The sequence below is a fragment of the Streptomyces sp. NPDC000348 genome (genome assembly GCF_042898795.1).
Lineage (GTDB): Bacteria > Actinomycetota > Actinomycetes > Streptomycetales > Streptomycetaceae > Streptomyces.
This window is the reverse complement of sequence record NZ_JBIAZD010000004.1, coordinates 136914-153331: the sequence shown is the minus strand read 5'-3', so window position 1 is coordinate 153331 and position 16418 is coordinate 136914. Positions and strand designations below refer to the sequence as shown.

10 protein-coding genes are annotated in these 16418 nt (G+C 70.4%); 5 read left to right on the top strand and 5 right to left on the bottom strand.

Annotation, left to right across the window (positions count from 1 at the left end; translation table 11 throughout):
* Positions 1 to 113: 113 nt before the first annotated feature.
* Entirely contained in the window at positions 114 to 1331 is a 1218-nt protein-coding gene (locus ACFY3N_RS10305; RefSeq protein WP_390816177.1) for a thiolase family protein, read from the top strand.
* Complete coding sequence (locus tag ACFY3N_RS10300; protein WP_390816176.1) at positions 1328 to 3457, top strand: 3-hydroxyacyl-CoA dehydrogenase NAD-binding domain-containing protein; 2130 nt, start codon at positions 1328 to 1330, stop codon at positions 3455 to 3457. The genes ACFY3N_RS10305 and ACFY3N_RS10300 overlap by 4 nt, the downstream gene beginning before the upstream one ends.
* Positions 3458 to 3514: 57 nt before the next feature.
* On the opposite strand, the gene ACFY3N_RS10295 is transcribed toward ACFY3N_RS10300, so the two are convergent.
* Together ACFY3N_RS10295 and ACFY3N_RS10290 are read right to left on the bottom strand one after the other, a co-directional pair.
* Entirely contained in the window at positions 3515 to 5044 is a 1530-nt protein-coding gene (locus ACFY3N_RS10295; RefSeq protein ID WP_390816175.1) for a hypothetical protein, read from the bottom strand.
* 147 nt (positions 5045 to 5191) lie between these two features.
* Complete coding sequence (locus ACFY3N_RS10290; protein WP_390816174.1) at positions 5192 to 6337, bottom strand: hypothetical protein; 1146 nt, start codon at positions 6335 to 6337, stop codon at positions 5192 to 5194.
* 37 nt (positions 6338 to 6374) lie between these two features.
* Here ACFY3N_RS10290 and ACFY3N_RS10285 point away from each other — a divergent pair, with 37 nt between their 5' ends.
* Complete coding sequence (locus tag ACFY3N_RS10285) at positions 6375 to 7286, top strand: endonuclease/exonuclease/phosphatase family protein (protein ID WP_390816173.1); 912 nt, start codon at positions 6375 to 6377, stop codon at positions 7284 to 7286.
* Between the two features lie 103 nt (positions 7287 to 7389).
* On the opposite strand, the gene ACFY3N_RS10280 is transcribed toward ACFY3N_RS10285, so the two are convergent.
* A complete protein-coding gene (locus ACFY3N_RS10280) occupies positions 7390 to 11175 on the bottom strand; it encodes a CDP-glycerol glycerophosphotransferase family protein (RefSeq protein ID WP_390816172.1) in 3786 nt (1261 codons plus the stop codon).
* A gap of 394 nt (positions 11176 to 11569) precedes the next feature.
* Here ACFY3N_RS10280 and ACFY3N_RS10275 point away from each other — a divergent pair, with 394 nt between their 5' ends.
* Positions 11570 to 12658: an LCP family protein gene (locus tag ACFY3N_RS10275; protein WP_390816171.1), complete on the top strand. Its 1089-nt coding sequence runs from the start codon at positions 11570 to 11572 to the stop codon at positions 12656 to 12658.
* A gap of 33 nt (positions 12659 to 12691) precedes the next feature.
* On the opposite strand, the gene ACFY3N_RS10270 is transcribed toward ACFY3N_RS10275, so the two are convergent.
* Positions 12692 to 13813 (bottom strand): hypothetical protein, encoded by a 1122-nt coding sequence (locus ACFY3N_RS10270; RefSeq protein WP_390816170.1) that lies wholly within the window; start codon positions 13811 to 13813, stop codon positions 12692 to 12694.
* 314 nt (positions 13814 to 14127) lie between these two features.
* Here ACFY3N_RS10270 and ACFY3N_RS10265 point away from each other — a divergent pair, with 314 nt between their 5' ends.
* Positions 14128 to 14499: an NTP pyrophosphohydrolase gene (locus tag ACFY3N_RS10265; protein WP_390816169.1), complete on the top strand. Its 372-nt coding sequence runs from the start codon at positions 14128 to 14130 to the stop codon at positions 14497 to 14499.
* A 331-nt stretch (positions 14500 to 14830) separates the two neighbouring features.
* Here the strand turns inward: ACFY3N_RS10265 and ACFY3N_RS10260 are convergent, their stop codons facing one another.
* Positions 14831 to 16357 (bottom strand): amino acid permease, encoded by a 1527-nt coding sequence (locus tag ACFY3N_RS10260; RefSeq protein ID WP_390816168.1) that lies wholly within the window; start codon positions 16355 to 16357, stop codon positions 14831 to 14833.
* Positions 16358 to 16418 lie beyond the last annotated feature (61 nt).

Sequence of the window (16418 nt, the reverse complement as noted above, 5' to 3'; positions counted from 1 at the left end):
CGTACGTGTGATGTTCGCCGCTCCAGGCGGCGGGACTGTGCAGTCACGTTACCCACAAGTAGCATGACCCGTAAGCAAGCGCTCAGCGTCCCGCACCCTGGAGGAGAGCCATCGTGCCTCGTACCGTCAGGGACGTCGTCTTCGTCGACGGCGTCCGTACCCCGTTCGGCAAGGCGGGCCCGAAGGGCATCTACCACGAGACCCGCGCCGACGACCTCGTCGTGAAGGCGATCCGGGAGCTGCTGCGCCGCAACCCCGGTCTCGACCCGAAGAGGATCGACGAGGTCGCCATCGCCGCGACCACGCAGATCGGCGACCAGGGCCTGACCATCGGCCGCACGGCCGGCATCCTCGCGGGCCTGCCCACCTCGGTCCCGGGCTACTCCATCGACCGCATGTGCGCCGGCGCCCTGACCGCCGTCACCACGGTGGCCGGCTCCGTCGCCTTCGGCGCGTACGACGTCGCCATCGCGGGCGGCGTCGAGCACATGGGCCGCCACCCGATGGGCGAGGGCGTGGACCCCAACCCGCGCTTCGTGAGCGAGAAGCTGGTCGACGAGTCCGCCCTGTTCATGGGCATGACCGCGGAGAACCTGCACGACCGCTACCCGCAGATCACCAAGCGGCGCGCCGACGAGTACGCGGTCCGCTCCCAGGAGAAGGCCGCCAAGGCGTACGCCAACGGCAGGATCCAGGCCGACCTGGTGCCGGTCTCGGTGCGCCGCACCAACGAGGAGGCCGGCGAGACGGGCTGGGGCCTGGTCACCGCCGACGAGCCGATGCGCCCGGGCACCACCCTGGAGAACCTGGCGAACCTCAAGACCCCGTTCCGCGTGCACGGCCGGGTCACCGCCGGCAACGCGGCCGGTCTGAACGACGGCGCCACCGCCTCGGTCATCGCCTCCGAGGACTTCGCCCGCGAGAACGGGCTCCCGGTCAAGATGCGCCTGGTCTCCTACTCCTTCGCGGGTGTGGAGCCCGAGGTCATGGGCTACGGCCCGATCCCGGCCACGGAGAAGGCGCTGGCCCAGGCGGGCCTGTCCATCTCCGACATCGGCCTGTTCGAGATCAACGAGGCCTTCGCCGTCCAGGTCCTCGCCTTCCTGGACCACTACGGCATCGCCGACGACGACGAGCGCGTCAACCAGTACGGCGGCGCCATCGCCTTCGGCCACCCGCTGGCCTCCTCCGGCGTCCGTCTGATGACGCAGCTGGCCCGCCAGTTCGAGGAGCAGCCGCAGGTCCGCTACGGCCTGACCACCATGTGCGTCGGCTTCGGCATGGGCGCGACGGTCATCTGGGAGAACCCGCACTTCGAGGGGGACAAGTGAGCACCACCGCAGAGCTTCTGAAGGGTGCGGCCGAGCTGTTCCCCGGCGAGGTCGTCACCAGCGCGCACGTACGCCACTTCGACCTCCCCCTGGGGGCCGGGCGCTTCGCGCTCATCACCCTCGACAACGGCCACGACCACACCAAGCCGACCACGCTCGGCCCGCAGTCGCTGGCGAACCTCGACACCGCGATCGACCGGGTCGAGAAGGAGGCCGCGGACGGCGACATCGTCGGCGTCGGCGTCACCGGCAAGCCGTTCATCTTCGCGGTCGGCGCCGACCTCAAGGGCGTCGAGCTGCTGAAGCGGCACGAGGACGCGCTGGCCATCGGCAAGGGCGGCCACGACGTCTTCAAGCGGCTGTCGAAGCTGGCCGTGCCGACGTTCGCGTACTACAACGGCGCCGCCATGGGCGGTGGCGTCGAGGTCGGTCTGCACTGCACCTACCGCACGGTGTCGGCGGCCGTCCCGGCGTTCTCGCTGCCCGAGGTCTTCCTCGGCCTGGTCCCCGGCTGGGGCGGCTGCACCCTGCTGCCGAACCTGATCGGCGCCGACAAGGCCGTCTCGGTCATCATCGAGAACAGCCTCAACCAGAACAAGCAGCTCAAGGGCGCGCAGGTCCACGAACTCGGCATCGCGGACGCGATCTTCGAGGGCGCGGACTTCCTGGAGCAGTCGCTGATCTGGACGGCGGCCGTCCTCAAGGGCGAGATCGTCGTCGAGCGTCCGGTGATCGACCGCGGTGAGGCCTGGGACCAGGCCGTCGCCAAGGGCCGCTTCATCGCCGACTCCAAGGTGCACGGCGCCGCCCCGGCCGCCTACCGCGCGCTGGACATCATCGCCGCCGCCCGGAACGGCGACCTCCAGCAGGGCTACGACGCCGAGGACCGGGCGCTCGCCGACCTCATCATGGGCGGTGAACTGCGCTCCGGCATCTACGCGTTCAACCTGGTGCAGAAGCGCGGCAAGCGTCCCGCGGGCGCCCCGGACAAGAACCTGGCCCGCCCGGTCACCAAGGTCGGTGTCGTCGGCGCCGGCCTGATGGCGTCGCAGCTGGCCCTGCTCTTCCTGCGCCGCCTGGAGGTGCCGGTCGTGCTGACCGACATCGACCAGGAGCGCGTCGACAAGGGTGTGGGTTACGTCCACGCCGAGATCGACAAGCTGCTCGGCAAGGGCCGCGTCAACCAGGACAAGGCCAACCGCCTCAAGGCGCTGGTCTCGGGTGTGCTGGACAAGGCCGAGGGCTTCGCGGACGCCGACTTCGTCATCGAAGCGGTCTTCGAGGAGATGGGCGTCAAGCAGAAGGTGTTCGCCGAGGTCGAGGCGGTCGCCCCGGCGCACGCGATCCTGGCGACGAACACCTCCTCCCTCTCCGTGACGGAGATGGCGTCGAAGCTGAGGCACCCCGAGCGGGTCGTCGGCTTCCACTTCTTCAACCCGGTCGCGGTCCTCCCGCTCCTGGAGATCGTCCGCGGCGAGCAGACGGACGAGGCCTCGCTGGCCACGGCGTTCGGCGTCGCCAAGAAGCTGAAGAAGACCGCGGTGCTGGTCAAGGACGCCCCGGCGTTCGTGGTCAACCGCATCCTGACCCGCTTCATGGGCGAGATCCAGAACGTCATCGACGAGGGCACGCCGGTCGAGGTCGCGGAGAAGGCGGTGGAGCCGCTCGGCCTGCCGATGTCCCCGCTGGTCCTCCTCGAGCTGGTCGGCCCGGCGATCGGCCTGCACGTCTCCGAGACCCTGAACCGGGCCTTCCCGGACCGCTTCACGGTCTCCCCGAACCTCAAGGCGGTCGTCGAGGCGGGCAAGCGCGGCTTCTACGTCTACGACAGCGGCAAGCCCGAGCTGGACCCGGAGGTCGCAGCGCTGCTGAAGCAGGGCGACACCGTCCTCACCGAGGAGCAGGTCCGCACCCGCGTCCTGGACGCGGTGGCCCAGGAGATCGGCCTGATGCTCGACGAGGGCGTCGTCGCCGAGGCCCAGGACGTCGACCTGTGCCTGATCACCGGCGCCGGCTGGCCCTTCCACCTGGGCGGCATCACGCCGTACCTGGACCGCGAGGGCGTGTCGGAGCGGGTGAACGGGAAGCGGTTCCTGAAGCCCGGGGTGGCCTCGGTCCCGGCGTGACGGCCGTACGCGACTGAGGAGGGCCTCCGCGGTGCGCGGGGGCCCTCCTCCGTTCCCTCAGTGGATTCCGCCGTAGTAGACGTCCCTCGCCCCCATGGACGCGACGTCCATGACGGTGAAGGGAAGCTGTGTGACCGGGGACTCCGCTCCCGAGGCGTGCACGGCGAAGACGTCGACGAGGTGCGTGCCCGGGCTCCAGGCCCAGCCCGACTCCCACGACCAGGTGCCGTTCGGGGCGACCGCGACGCCGCCCAGGAACACACCGTTCTCCCGGAACCCGACCTGCGCGGCGTCCGTGGCGGACCCGGTGAACACGACCCTGGGGTCCATCACCTGCTCGTGGGCCACCGGCTCCAGCACCACCGGTGCCCCGGAGCTCCGCCCGACCGTCGACACCCCGGAGCCCCAGTCCGTGCCGGCCGTCCCGGACGCGGGCGCAGCGGCGCCCCCGGTGGGTGCTTCGACCGCCGTGAAGTTCACCTCGGTCCGCTCGGTCTGGTAGCCCGCCGCGTCCACCGCGTACACCTTCACCGGATGCCTGCCCGTGCTCCAGGCCCTGCCCAGTTCCCAGGACCAGGTGCCGTCGGCGCCGACGTCGGTCTGCCCCAGGTACTTGCCGTGCTCCCAGACGATCACACGGACGGCACCGCGGGCGTGGCCCGTCAGCCGCACGGCGTCCCTGCGCACCTCCTCCTGGAAGGCGGGCGCGGTGATCACCGGCGGCGGGAACTCCGGGCCCCTCACCACCGACGTGGCGGAGAGGTACGACGTGATGGCCTGCCGGTCCCGGTCGGGTTCCTCGTACCCGTTGCGCACGTGGCCCAGGCGCGGCGCGATCCCGTCGATCAGGAAGTTGGCGATGCCCATCAGGACGGGGACGTTGCGCCCCGCCACCTGGGTGTGGTCGGCGATGTGGGGGGAGTCGCTGAAGATGAAGTTGAAGTTCTCGTAGTGCCGGAAGAGCCCCAGGAAGGGTTCCACCTGCGTGGGGTACTGGTCGTCCTGAGCCGCGGACACCAGGTAGATGTTGGCCGTGTGGTTGGCCCCCGCACGCAGCAGGTCCGGGATGAGCGCGTCCACGATCCGCACGTTCTGCTCGGGCACGCCCTCGCCGAGCATGAACCGGGCGACGCCCGGATGCACGTCCCGGACGTACGTGCCGACCAGGAACTGCGGCGCGATGGCGACGATGTTGCGGAAGCCGTACTTCAGACCGAAGTAGAGGGCCGCGCTGCCGCCCTTCGAACCGCCCCACAGGGTGACGGAGTCCGGGGTCAGGTCGAGAGCATTCATCACCTTGGATATGAGGGTGACGACGGACTGCTCCAAGGAGAAGTCCATCTCCTTGCACAGGTAGTAGCTCCGGTTGTCCTCGAACTTGTCACGGATCCAGAGAATGTTCGCCCGGAGCTTGTCGAACACGCCGTTGGACCAGCCGTAGTCACCGGGCGCGGCGAAGTTCGCGAAGACGACGACCAGATGGCGGTTGCCCTTCTGCGCGTGGGCGAACCGGTACTCCACCGGGAAGGTCCCGGACGCCTCGATGCCCGTGAGCAGCTGCCGTCCCTTCGGGGGTGCTTTGGACATGTGCGAACTCCACTCCTGTTGTGTCTCGGAAGGCGGGCGACAGGTACCTCCCGTGACGGGTCGCGTACTCGGTGCCCTGCGGCTGTCACACCGGCCGTGGCGCTCGCCGCCGGGAAGGACGCGACGGCGCGGGAGAGTCGGCTCCGGTCACGTCCGCACCGTGACGTACCGTGCGACGGTGAACCGGACGTCGGTGCGCTCGGACTGGTAGCCGTTGGGGTCGACGGCGAAGAGTCTGACCAGGTGTTCGCCCGTCCCCCACTGGCTGCCCCGGTCCCAGGTCCAGCCACCGTCGGGGCCGACCGGAGCCGACGCCAGGTACGTGCCGTTCTGCCAGATGCTCACGCGGACCGCTCCGGGCGCGCGGCCCGCGAAGCGGACCGCCTCGGGCGGCAGCACGGACCGCGCTTCGGGCAGGGTGACGACCGGTGCGGCGAACGACTCCTGCACCACGGACGTCGACCTGAGATAGGCCTCGATACCCGACCTGTCGGCGTCCGGCTCCTCGTACCCGTGACGGGTGAGGCCCAGACGCGGGGCGATGCCCTCGACGAGCAGGTAGGCGATGCCCAGCAGAGGGGGCGTGTTGCGCTGGGTCACCTTTCCGTGCCCGGTGATGAAGGGGGACTCGCTGAAGACGAAGTTGAAGTTGCGGTAGCGCTGCAGCAGTCCCAGGAACGGCTCCACCTGGGTGCCGTACTGCTCATCCTGCGGCGAGGACACCAGGTAGATGTTGGCCTCGGGGTTCGCACCGGACGCCAGCAGTTCGGGCAGTACCGCGTCGAGGACTCCGACGTTGTCGTCCGGCATCGTCTCGCCCAGCATGTGACGGCCGACCTCGGGGTAGACGTCGCGCACGAACGTGCCGATCCGCAGCTGGGGCACACTGGCGACGATGTTCCCGAACCCGTACCTCAGCCCGAAGTAGAGGGCCGCGCTGCCGCCCTTGGAACTCCCCCACAGGGTGACATCGCCGGGTGTCAGTCCCAGGGACGTCATGACCCTCGAGATGAGTCCGATGACGGATCTCTCGACGGAGAAGTCCATCCCCTTGCACAGGTAGTAGGTGTTCCGACCGTCGAACAGGTCACGGATCCAGAGGATGTTCGACCGGAGGCTGTCGAAGACACCGGTGGCCCACCCGTAGTCGTCCGGCGCGAAGATGTTGGCGAAGACGACGGTCAGGTGCCGGTTGCCGTTCCTCGCGTGGGCGAACCGGTACTCGACGGGGCAGGGACCGGAGGCGTCGATCCCCTGGATGACCTGCCGGCCCTTCGCTGCTGCATCAGACATGGTGCGGTGCCACTTTCCGATCGGAGATCATGTACGGATGCCGCGCACCGTCTCCCCGTCCCCGCCCTCCGAACGCAGGCGTCGCAAGGGCCGGTACCTGGCTGCCTCGGCGGCATTGGTGGGACTCGTGGGCACGGTGGCCGTCGTGCAGACGGCGGGCCCTTCCCGCTTCCCCGCTTCGCCCCGGACACTGAGCACGGCGACCTGGAACATGTGCGGGGTACGGGAGTGGAACTGCGCGGGCACCGGGAGCCGTGCCGCGAAGAAACGGGAACTGAAGCGTCTCGCCACCCGGTTCGGAGTGGAGGTGATCCTGCTGCAGGAAGCCTGCGCCACGGACGTGGAGGCGGTGCGCAGAGACCTGGGCCCCGCCTGGCACACCGCGTTCCACCCCTACACCTGGAGCGACGGCACCGGACGTACGGGCACGGTGCGGTGCGGCGCGGCGGGGCCCGCCGGTCGTGCCGTGCTCTCGGCGTACCCCCTGTCCGCCGTGCGCACGGTGCCTTCGCGGCAGCCCTCGGTCGGCGTGCGGCGCGGCATCCTCTGCACGTCGATCGCGGCGCACGACGTCAGGGTGTGCGCCGCCCATCTCAGCCCGCCCCGGAGCGACCGGTCCGACCCCGGCCGGGAACTCCGCGACGACCAGCTGAACGCACTGGTGGGCGCGGTGCCCGAACAGCGGACCGTCTACGGCGGAGACCTGAACGTGGATCCGCCGGGAGAGGACAACCCCGACTCCTGGGTGTGGCCGGACCGGCCGTACCGCGTCCACCGGGAGTGCGACCAGGAGCCCGACGGGCCCGGAGCGGCGCGGGCGACGCATGTCTCGCGGCACAAGCTGGACTACCTCTTCACCGGACTGCCCGTGCTCGGGTGCCGGGTGCGCGACACCGGCGTCTCCGACCACCTGGCCCTGCTGATCCGGGTGGACACCCGCACCGGCTGAGGCCGTACCGGGGGGAACGAGCGGGGGGCGGGTCATCGGATGCCCGGACCGTCCGGCACGGCCGGGCACGCCGACGGCCGGCCGCCCGGCGAAGCCGTCGCCGTCACACGATCACTTCTTCGAAGGCCTGCGCCGCGGTGGGCTGGGCGGGTACGGCGCCGATCAGCCCCGCGGGCGCGTGCTGGCCGGTGAACCACTGCGTCGTGCCCCAGTGAACGGGGGTCATCGGCCTTCCCGCCTGCTGGGTGCCGACGGTGCCGACGGCCGGTGCGTGCGCCTGCCCGGGCTCGAGGTCTCCACCCGCGACCAGCATCCGGTCGGCGAGCCGCGCGGCGGCGTAACCGTCGTCCAGGTCGCAGAACTCCTGCTGGAACCAGCGGTACCGCTCGGCGTAGAGGTCCTGGATCCGGTCGATGTCGCGGATGGCGGTCACCAGCTCCTCGGACGTGTAGAGAAGGGGGCCCGGGGCGCTGCCCTCGAAGTCGAAGTAGAACCCGCGCAGGGTGTCGCGGTAGTGATCCAGGTCGTAGGTGAAGAACAGGATGGGCCGCCCGGTGTTGACGTAGTCGAACATCAGGGAGGAGTAGTCGGTGATCATCACGTCGGTGATCAGCGAGAGGTCGGCCATGTCCGGGTAGTCGGAGACGTCGAAGACGAATCCGTCGCCGGCGCCCGGCACCGGGTCCACGACGTTGGGGTGGCGGCGCACCATGAGGACGTGGTCGGCCCCGAGCTGCGCACGCGCGGCCTCCAGGTCGATGCGGAAGTCCAGCTTGTACTTCCCGGGCGCGTAGAACTGGTCGTCGCGCCAGGTCGGCGCGTACAGCACCACCCGCTTGCCCTCCGGCAGTCCGATCCGGTGGCGGATCTGCTGCTCCCGGGCTTCCATGCCGGGCCGGCGCAGGATGTCGTTGCGCGGGTAGCCGCTCTCCACCATCTCGCCGGGGAAGCCGAAGGCGCGCTTGAGGATCGGGGTGGAGAAACTGTTGGGGGACACCAGCATGTCCCAGTTCTGCACCTCCTTCTCGACGCGTTCCAGATAGCGCTGGTCGGCGAAGTGGATGGACTCGATGTCGTGGCCGATCTTCTTCAGCGGTGTGCCGTGCCACGTCTGCACGACGACCTGGCCGTCCCGCTTCTTGAACCAGTCCGGGAGGTGGTTGTTGGCGACGACGTACCGGCTGGTGGCGAGGGCCTCGTACCACTGCGGTGACCACATGCGGACGGGCGTCGCCGTGGGCGGCACCTGGACCTGGTCGTCGCGTACCACCCACAGGTGGTCGAGGTCGACACGACGGCGCACGAGTTCCTCGTGCAGGGCGCGGGGGCTGTCGGAGTACTGGGTGCCCTTGAAGGCGTCGAAGAGCACGGCGTCGCGCACCGGCTCCCGGCGGGCCGCGGGGTAGGCCTTGGTGCGCAGCAGCTTCTGCCGGTAGGGGCCGCGGGCGTGATCGGGCATCGCCGAGTGGACGAGGAGCGACAGCCGGTCGTATGCCTCGGCCTGCGTCTCGTAGCGGCGTTCGTTCCTCTCGTACTCCTGCGGGAACGTTTCGATGAGATCCTGTTCGATCTTCACCATCAGGTCTTCGAGGCGGTCCTCGCGCGCCACGGCGGAGAGGTCCTGGCGGCGCAGGAAGAAGTCCCACCGTCCGGCCGCGAGCGGGATGTCCCCGGCCAGGGTCCGCATGGCGGCGGGGGCCAGTACGCAGCGGAACCCGTAGCCGTCCCAGACCAGGGGCACCGAACGTTCCGCGCCGTGCGCACGCGAACGGACCACCAGGTGAGCGGCCCGGTACTCCTCCTGGGTCAGCCGGTCCGCGGCCAGGTAGCGGCCCTCGATCTCCAGCGAGCCGTCCTCCCGCCACTCGCACCGGGTCGCGAGGGGAAGGGTCGCGCGTTCGAAGAGCACGAGATAGCCGGATCCGTTGCGGTGGACGACGACCTCGCGGTCGCCCTCCCGGGTCTGCAGTGACGCCGGCATGCGGTAGTGCCCGTCCGCCGTCTCCTCCGCCATGACGGGGTACATGGTCATCTTGCGGCCCTCGACGTGGAAGGTCGTCTTCCACCCGTTGCTGCCCATGCCCCAGGCCTGCGGGACGTCCGCGTCCGTCCCCGCGTGGACGCGGGACTTCGGCACCAGGCTGCTCAGGGGCAGCTTGGCGGAGAACGTGCACCAACCGTCGCCGCCGGGCGTGAAGTGGACGCGTGCGTCGTGCCGCCCGGCTCCGCTCATGCTGGTGACACGGAGCTTGCCCCACTCCGGCACCTTGGGGCCGAGGTAGACGCCGCGCAGCTCCAGCTGGTCGCCGACGAGACGGTGCTGGGTGATCCGGCAGCGCACGATCTCGACGCGCAGCTTGAGTTTGCCCTGGAGGAAGACCGGGAGGAGGCGCGTGTTCTTGTCGACGTACCGGTAGGGCGGGTTGGCGGCGCTGCCCGCACCGCCCCGGTCGATGCCCCGGTACCGGAACAGCCCGCGGCTGAGGACGCCGGCGGCCACGTCCCAGGTGCCCTCGACCCACTGGCCCTTGCGCTTGAGGCGCGTGGTGTCGATCCGCGCCTCGAAGCCGGCCCAGTCATAGCAATAACGATTCTGCTTCGAGTCCTCGGTGGCCTGCGGCGCGTAGACGGTCTTCGCCGTGGTGATCGTCATGCGGCCCTGCTTCTTGTTCCGCAGGGCGATCGCCTTGACCGACATGTGCTTCTTGTGCACGTTGATGAACCGGACGTAGGCGGTTCCGGTGAGGATGAGCATGTCGGACTGGGAGCCCCACCTGGCGCCGGAGAGCGAGCCGTGCAGGGAGAACTCCTTGTCCAGGCGGTAGGCCTTCTTGTCGAGGCCCACCTCCCGGTCGCCGAGGTAGGGGTAGTTGAGATAGCGCCGGAACCGCCGCTGCACGGGCATGGGACCGCCACGACGCTCGAACTCGATGACGTCGAGGAGTTCGGCCAGCCGCCGCTCGCGCACCAGCAGCCACTTGACGCGGGCGTCCGCGGGCAGCTCGTCGATGAGGGTGAGGTCGGTCTCGTCGAGGAACTCGTTGGCCCACTGCATGAAGGAGTGCTGATACTCCTCGTCGGCGTCCGGGAGCACCTTCAGGTGGAGCATGAGGTCGGACTTCAGGCACGCGAGGTCGTACTTCCGCTTGCTGTCCGCGTACTCCCGGGAGTCCTGGTCGCCGAGGAAGCGGCTCACGGACTGCACGGCCGCGACCCGGTCGCGCAGGTTCGACAGTTCGGAGTGGCGCTGGGTGATGGAGGGCGCCGCTCCCCCCTCCCGGCGGCGCCAGAAGTAGACGACGTCCGTGAGGACGTCGACCTTGGCGGCACTGAAGTGGGCGTACATGTTGACCCACGAGTCCTCGTACATCACGCCTTCGGGGAACCTGATGGAGTGGTGGTCCCAGAAGGAGCGGCGGAAGAGCTTGTTCCAGACGGTGCGGTCGTAGATCAGCGCCTCGAACTTCGTGATGTGCGTGCCGCGCCGGTTCTTCTGCATCGGGCCCTTGTGCAGCGGTGACTGCCACTTCTTGGTGGAGTTCATCATCTGCACGTTGCCCGAGACGAAATCCGCCTCGGATTCCTCGAGGGTGCGCACCAGGAGTTCGTAGGCGTACTCGGGGATGACGTCGTCGCCGTCCACGAAGGCGAGGAACTCCGCCGCGGGGTGGGTGTTGCGCAGGCCGGTGTTGCGTGCGTGCCCCGGCCCGTGGGCGTGCTGGCGAACGAGGCGGAAACGGCGGTCGGCCGCGCAGAAGTCGGCCGCGATCCGCACCGATCCGTCGGTGGAACCGTCGTCGACGAGAACGACCTCGAAATCACGGAACGACTGGCGCGCGATGGACTCCAGGCATTCGGCGAGATAGGCCTCGACGTCCTGAAAGGGCACGACGACACTCAGGCGCGGGTAAACCACCAACTCGTACTCCTACCAAGACATTTCGCCCACCAGGACATCAGCAGTCCACACTGGACGCTCCACCCCATACGCGGCGCACCGCGGCATCCGCCGCCACGCCCCGCCAGCACCCCCGGCCTCGCGAGAGCCCCCCTCCACACCGGCCACAGGTTCCCCACATCTTAAGCCACCCTTATAGGTGGTCAAGATTGATTCATGTGGCATTCATCGCTCTGCCGTGCTATCTGCACCCACTCGGCACCGAGTCATGAGCCGCTGCCTATAGTTCTCCCACTGACGTGACCGCATCAGTGGGCCGGTCTTCCCCCCACCCGGGCCCTGCCACTCCGCCACGCGGAGCCCGTGAGGAGAGGAACCGAGCATCATGACGCAGAGCGCCACCACGGAGTCAGGGCGTGCGCAGCCGGCGCCCGGCGACGGACGCCGCCGGGCGCAGCGCCCCCGCCGGCGCTGGGGACGCATCGTCCTGCTGTCGTTCCTGGCCGTCCTGCTCGCGGCGGGGGGCACGGGATACTGGCTCTACAGCGACCTGAACGGCAACATCGACGGAGTCGACCTGGACGAGGCCCTCGGCGAGGACCGTCCGGAGAAACTGCCGACGTCCGGACAGAACGTGCTGGTCCTCGGCTCGGACTCGCGCGCCGGCGCGAACGCCGGACTGGGCACCGGTCAGGTGTCGGGCGCCCGGTCGGACACCGCGCTGGTGATGCACATCCCCGAAGGGCGCCGGCAGGCCGTCGCCGTGAGCATCCCGCGCGACACGCTCGTCACCCGCCCGGAGTGCGCCAAGGCGGACGGCTCCACCCTCCCGGCGGCCGAGCGCGTCATGTTCAACTCCGTGTACTCGACGGCCGGTCCGGCCTGTGTGGTCAAGACCGTGGAGAAGATGTCCGGCGTCCGCATGGACCACTACATGGAGATCGACTTCGCCGGTTTCAAAGGACTGGTCGACGCCATCGGCGGTGTGACCGTGACCGTCGAGGAGCCCATCAAGGACACCTCCAGCGGCCTCGATCTGAGCGCCGGGACCCACAAGCTGGACGGCACCCAGTCCCTGGCGTTCGTGCGGACCCGGCACGGCGTCGGTGACGGCAGCGACCTGGGCCGCATAGGACTCCAGCAGCAGTTCATGATCGCCCTGCTGAGCGAGGTGAAGCGGCAGGACCTGTTCGGCAGCCCCACCAAGACGTACAAGATCGCCGACACGCTGACCTCGGCGCTGACCACCGACTCCGAACTGGCCTCGCTGACCAGCCTGGCCGACTTCGCGCGCAGCATGAACGGGGTCGACCCGGCGTCCATGGAAACGATCATGCTCCCGGTGGCGTACGACAAGGCCGACCCGAACCGGGTGGTGGCCGCACAGCCCCAGGCCGATCAGCTGTGGGAGGCGATCCGCTCCGACGCGGAGATCCCCGAGTCCGCGAAGAAGTCGCCCGCGACGGGCGGCTGACCTCCGGTACGACGGCGCGACGGCGCCGGCCGCTCAGCCCCCGAGCGTGTCCCACCGTGTGAGGGCGAGGCCGTCGCCCTCGTCCTGGCGGGCGACCCTGGGCCTGCCGTCGGTGCCGATCAGCGCCATCACCACACGGCCCCGCCCGTCCAGGGCCAGGGCCGGAGCGCCCTGGCAGGACTCGGCCAGCGCGTACCACCAGAATCCGGCGGCCTCGTTCTCGGTGCCGCCCATGCCGAGCACGGCCGCACCGTCCCGGCCGCGGTAGGCGAGGACGACGCAGTCGTAGCCGTCCAGCGACGTGCGGAGCACCGCGTACGGCCGCTCGGCCGGGGTACCGCCCAGGGCGGCCGGCCAGCCGCCCGCCCGCCAGGCCGCAGCCCCGTTGCTCTCCGCGTCCGTCCAGAAGAACGTGGCCCGGCCGGGCCCGGTCTCCAGGGCCGCGACCGTGCCCGGCGCGGGCCGCAGCGAGAAGCCGCGGGGGCCCGTGAAGTCGCCGCCGGGAGCGGACTGCCGCCAGACGAGCACGCCCGTCTCGGCAGCGGCGCAGACCTCGATCCGTCCGTCGGTGAGCGCGATCGCCGCGGGCCGGGCGTCGATGCCGCCACCGCGCAGGTCCTCCCAGGCCCGCCACTTGCCGTTCGGGGCCTCGCGCCGGAGCACCAGACCGCCGTGCTCACCGCGGAGGAAGACGTGCACGGTGCCGTCCGGGGCCACCGCCCCGGACGGCGCAGCGGGCGGACCGGACCCTTCCGGGTTGCGGCAGGGGTTGCCGAGGGACCGCCAGTCGCTGAAGGCGAGACCGGTCTGGTACTGGATGGCGTGCACGATGTCCACGTTCCGTTCGCCCCCGGCGCCGGTACGCTCCCGGCGGCCGAGGAAGTGGACGTAGGCGTTGGCTCCCTGGACCACCGTCAGATGCGTCAGTCCGGTCACCGGCACGAAGTGCGGCCCGCTCCACTCCGGGCCTCCGACGGCGGTCTCCGTCCAGCGCAGCAGACCGCCCCCGGTGGGGGCGTACAACGTCAGCCGGCCGTCCTTGCCGCGGGTGAGCCAGTCTCCGTGGGCCACTCCGGACGCGACCTCGTGACGCTCCTCGGCGGTGTGCCCGCCCTTGACGGAGGCACCCGTGGGACCTGCCGGCTTTCTCCGCATCGCCTGGTGAACCTTCCTGAAGCCCGCCGCATCACCGACACGGGACCCCTAAAACTCGGCACATCATATGCCGATCGTTCACCTGTTCCCCGGGCTCCGTCCCATCGGTTCGGCCGTCGGACCGTACGCCGTCCCCGGAGCGCCGGGCGGCCGAGGACCGTACGGCCGTGCCCGTCGGCGAGGTGGAGGGCGGTGTGTTCCGCGGAGGCGGCCGGTGCGCGGAGCGTGCCCAGGCGTACGGAGGCGTCGGTTCCGTACGCTCCGTCCGCCCGCCGGAACGCCGGCGGGGCGGCCCCGCGTGGGACCCTGACCGTATGCACGACACCGCCGCCCCGCTCGTGATCGTCGACGCCGCGAACGTCGTCGGGTCGGTGCCCGACGGGTGGTGGCGGGACCGCCGGGGCGCCGCGGAGCGCCTGCGCGACCGGCTGGCCGCGGACGGACTGCCCGGCCGTCCCGGTCCGGTGGAGATCGTCCTGGTGGTCGAGGGGGCGGCACGCGGGGTGGAGCCGGTACCCGGGGTCCGGGTGGAGTCCGCCCCGGGCAGCGGCGACGACCACATGGTCGCGCTGGTGGCCGGGGCGGGGGACCGGCCGGTCCTGGTCGTCACGGCCGACCGCGAGCTGCGCCGCAGGGTGACCGCCCTGGGCGCGGACGTCACCGGTCCGCGGTCCGTGCCCCGCTGAGACCGGCGGCGCCCGGTGCCCTCCACGTGCCGGCGTCCGGGTCCGGCCGCCGGCGGACCGGGCGGGCGAGGTGGGCCGGGGTGCGTCCGGCGGCCGGGTCGCCCCCCGGCCGTGGCGGCCCGCTCCGGCGGCGTCGGTACCGGCGGCCAGGAGGCGCTCGGCGGTGGACGGGACCTCGGCGGGGTGAGCGGTTCGGGGCCGCGTCCGGCCACGGCGGCCTCCGTACCGCCGCGGGCGACGTAGCCGGTCTCGCCGGCCGGCCCCGGGCCGGTGCCGTACCCGCCCGGCCGGCGCCGCGCCGGGCGGAGCGGGTACGACGGCCCGCGCCGGTTCAGCGGGAGCCCGGGCCGCCGGACGGTCCGAGGGGCGCTCCGGGCTCCGTCCCCTCGCGCTGGGCCATACGGCTGTGGGTGCGGCTGTAGAGGAAGTAGACGACGACGCCGATCACCATCCAGACGCCGAAGCGGACCCAGGTCTCGGCGGGCAGGTTCAGCATCAGCCACAGGGAGGCGGCGACCGACACGATCGGCAGGACGGGCACCCAGGGGGTGCGGAACGACCGGTGCAGGTCGGGCCGGGTCCTGCGGAGGATGATCACGCTGATCGCGACGATCACGAAGGCGAACAGGGTGCCGATGTTCACCAGCGCGGCGAGCTCGTTCAGCGGGGTGAAGCCGGCGAGGACCGCGATGAGGACACCGAGCAGGATGGTCGGCCGGTGCGGGGTCTTGAACCGGGGGTGGACCCGGGAGAAGAACCGGGGCAGCAGTCCGTCACGGCTCATCGCGAAGAAGACCCGGGTCTGGCCGAGCAGCAGGATCATGCAGACGGTCGTCAGGCCGACGGCGGCGCCGAAGCTGATGAAGCCCGCGAACCAGGGGTGCCCGGTGGCCTTGAAGGCGTCCGCCAGCGGGGCGTCCACGGAGAGTTCCCGGTAGTTCTGCATGCCGGTGACGACGATCGACACCAGGACGTACAGCACGGTGCAGATGAACAGGGAGCCGAGGATGCCGCGGGGCATGTCGCGCTGCGGGTTCTTGGTCTCCTCGGCGGCCGTGGCGACGATGTCGAAGCCGATGAAGGCGAAGAACACCACCGAGGCGGCGGTGAAGATGCCCATCACGCCGAAGTTGGCCGGGGCCCAGCCGAACATCAGCTGGATGAGCGGGGACTGCAGGCTGTCGCCGGCGGGCACGGGCTTCGACTCCGGGATGAACGGGTCGTAGTTGTCGGCGGTGATGAAGAAGGCCCCCGCGATGATCACCACGAGGACCACGGTCACCTTGATCGCGACGACGACCGAGGTGACGCGGGCGGAGAGCTTCATGCCGAGGACGAGGATGCCGGTGAGCACCAGCACCAGGGCGGCGGCGAGGATGTCGAACCCGAAGACGTCGGAGCCCTCGCGGCTGCCCAGCACCGCGGGCAGCTGCCAGCCCGCGTTGTCCATGAGCGACTGGATGTAGCCCGACCAGCCGACGGCCACCACCGCCGTGCCGAGCGCGAACTCCAGGACCAGGTCCCAGCCGATGATCCAGGCCGGCAGCTCACCGAGGGAGGCGTACGAGAAGGTGTAGGCGGAGCCCGCCACCGGGACGGTGGAGGCGAACTCGGCGTAGCAGAGCGCTGCGAGCCCGCAGACGACGCCGGCCACCACGAAGGCCAGGGCCGTGGCGGGCCCGGCGTTGTTCTTGGCGACCGTGCCGGTGAGGACGAAGATGCCGGTGCCGATGATGACACCGACGCCGAAGACGGTCAGGTCCAGCGCGGACAGGGATTTCCTGAGCGCGTGCTCGGGTTCCTCCGTGTCACGGATGGACTGCTCGACCTTCTTCGTCCGGAAGAGAGGGCTTGTCACGGGTACCTCCCACGCTTGTCGTCCTCGACATGATCGAGAGGGGGCGTAGCTCGTATGCCCC

Coding starts and splice junctions, on each gene's coding strand:
- ACFY3N_RS10295 (WP_390816175.1), bottom strand. CDS start 5,044: ATGTCCAAAGCACCCCCGAAGGGACGGCAGCTGCTCACGGGCATCGAG.
- ACFY3N_RS10290 (WP_390816174.1), bottom strand. CDS start 6,337: ATGTCTGATGCAGCAGCGAAGGGCCGGCAGGTCATCCAGGGGATCGAC.
- ACFY3N_RS10285 (WP_390816173.1), top strand. CDS start 6,375: ATGCCGCGCACCGTCTCCCCGTCCCCGCCCTCCGAACGCAGGCGTCGC.
- ACFY3N_RS10275 (WP_390816171.1), top strand. CDS start 11,570: ATGACGCAGAGCGCCACCACGGAGTCAGGGCGTGCGCAGCCGGCGCCC.
- ACFY3N_RS10270 (WP_390816170.1), bottom strand. CDS start 13,813: ATGCGGAGAAAGCCGGCAGGTCCCACGGGTGCCTCCGTCAAGGGCGGG.
- ACFY3N_RS10265 (WP_390816169.1), top strand. CDS start 14,128: ATGCACGACACCGCCGCCCCGCTCGTGATCGTCGACGCCGCGAACGTC.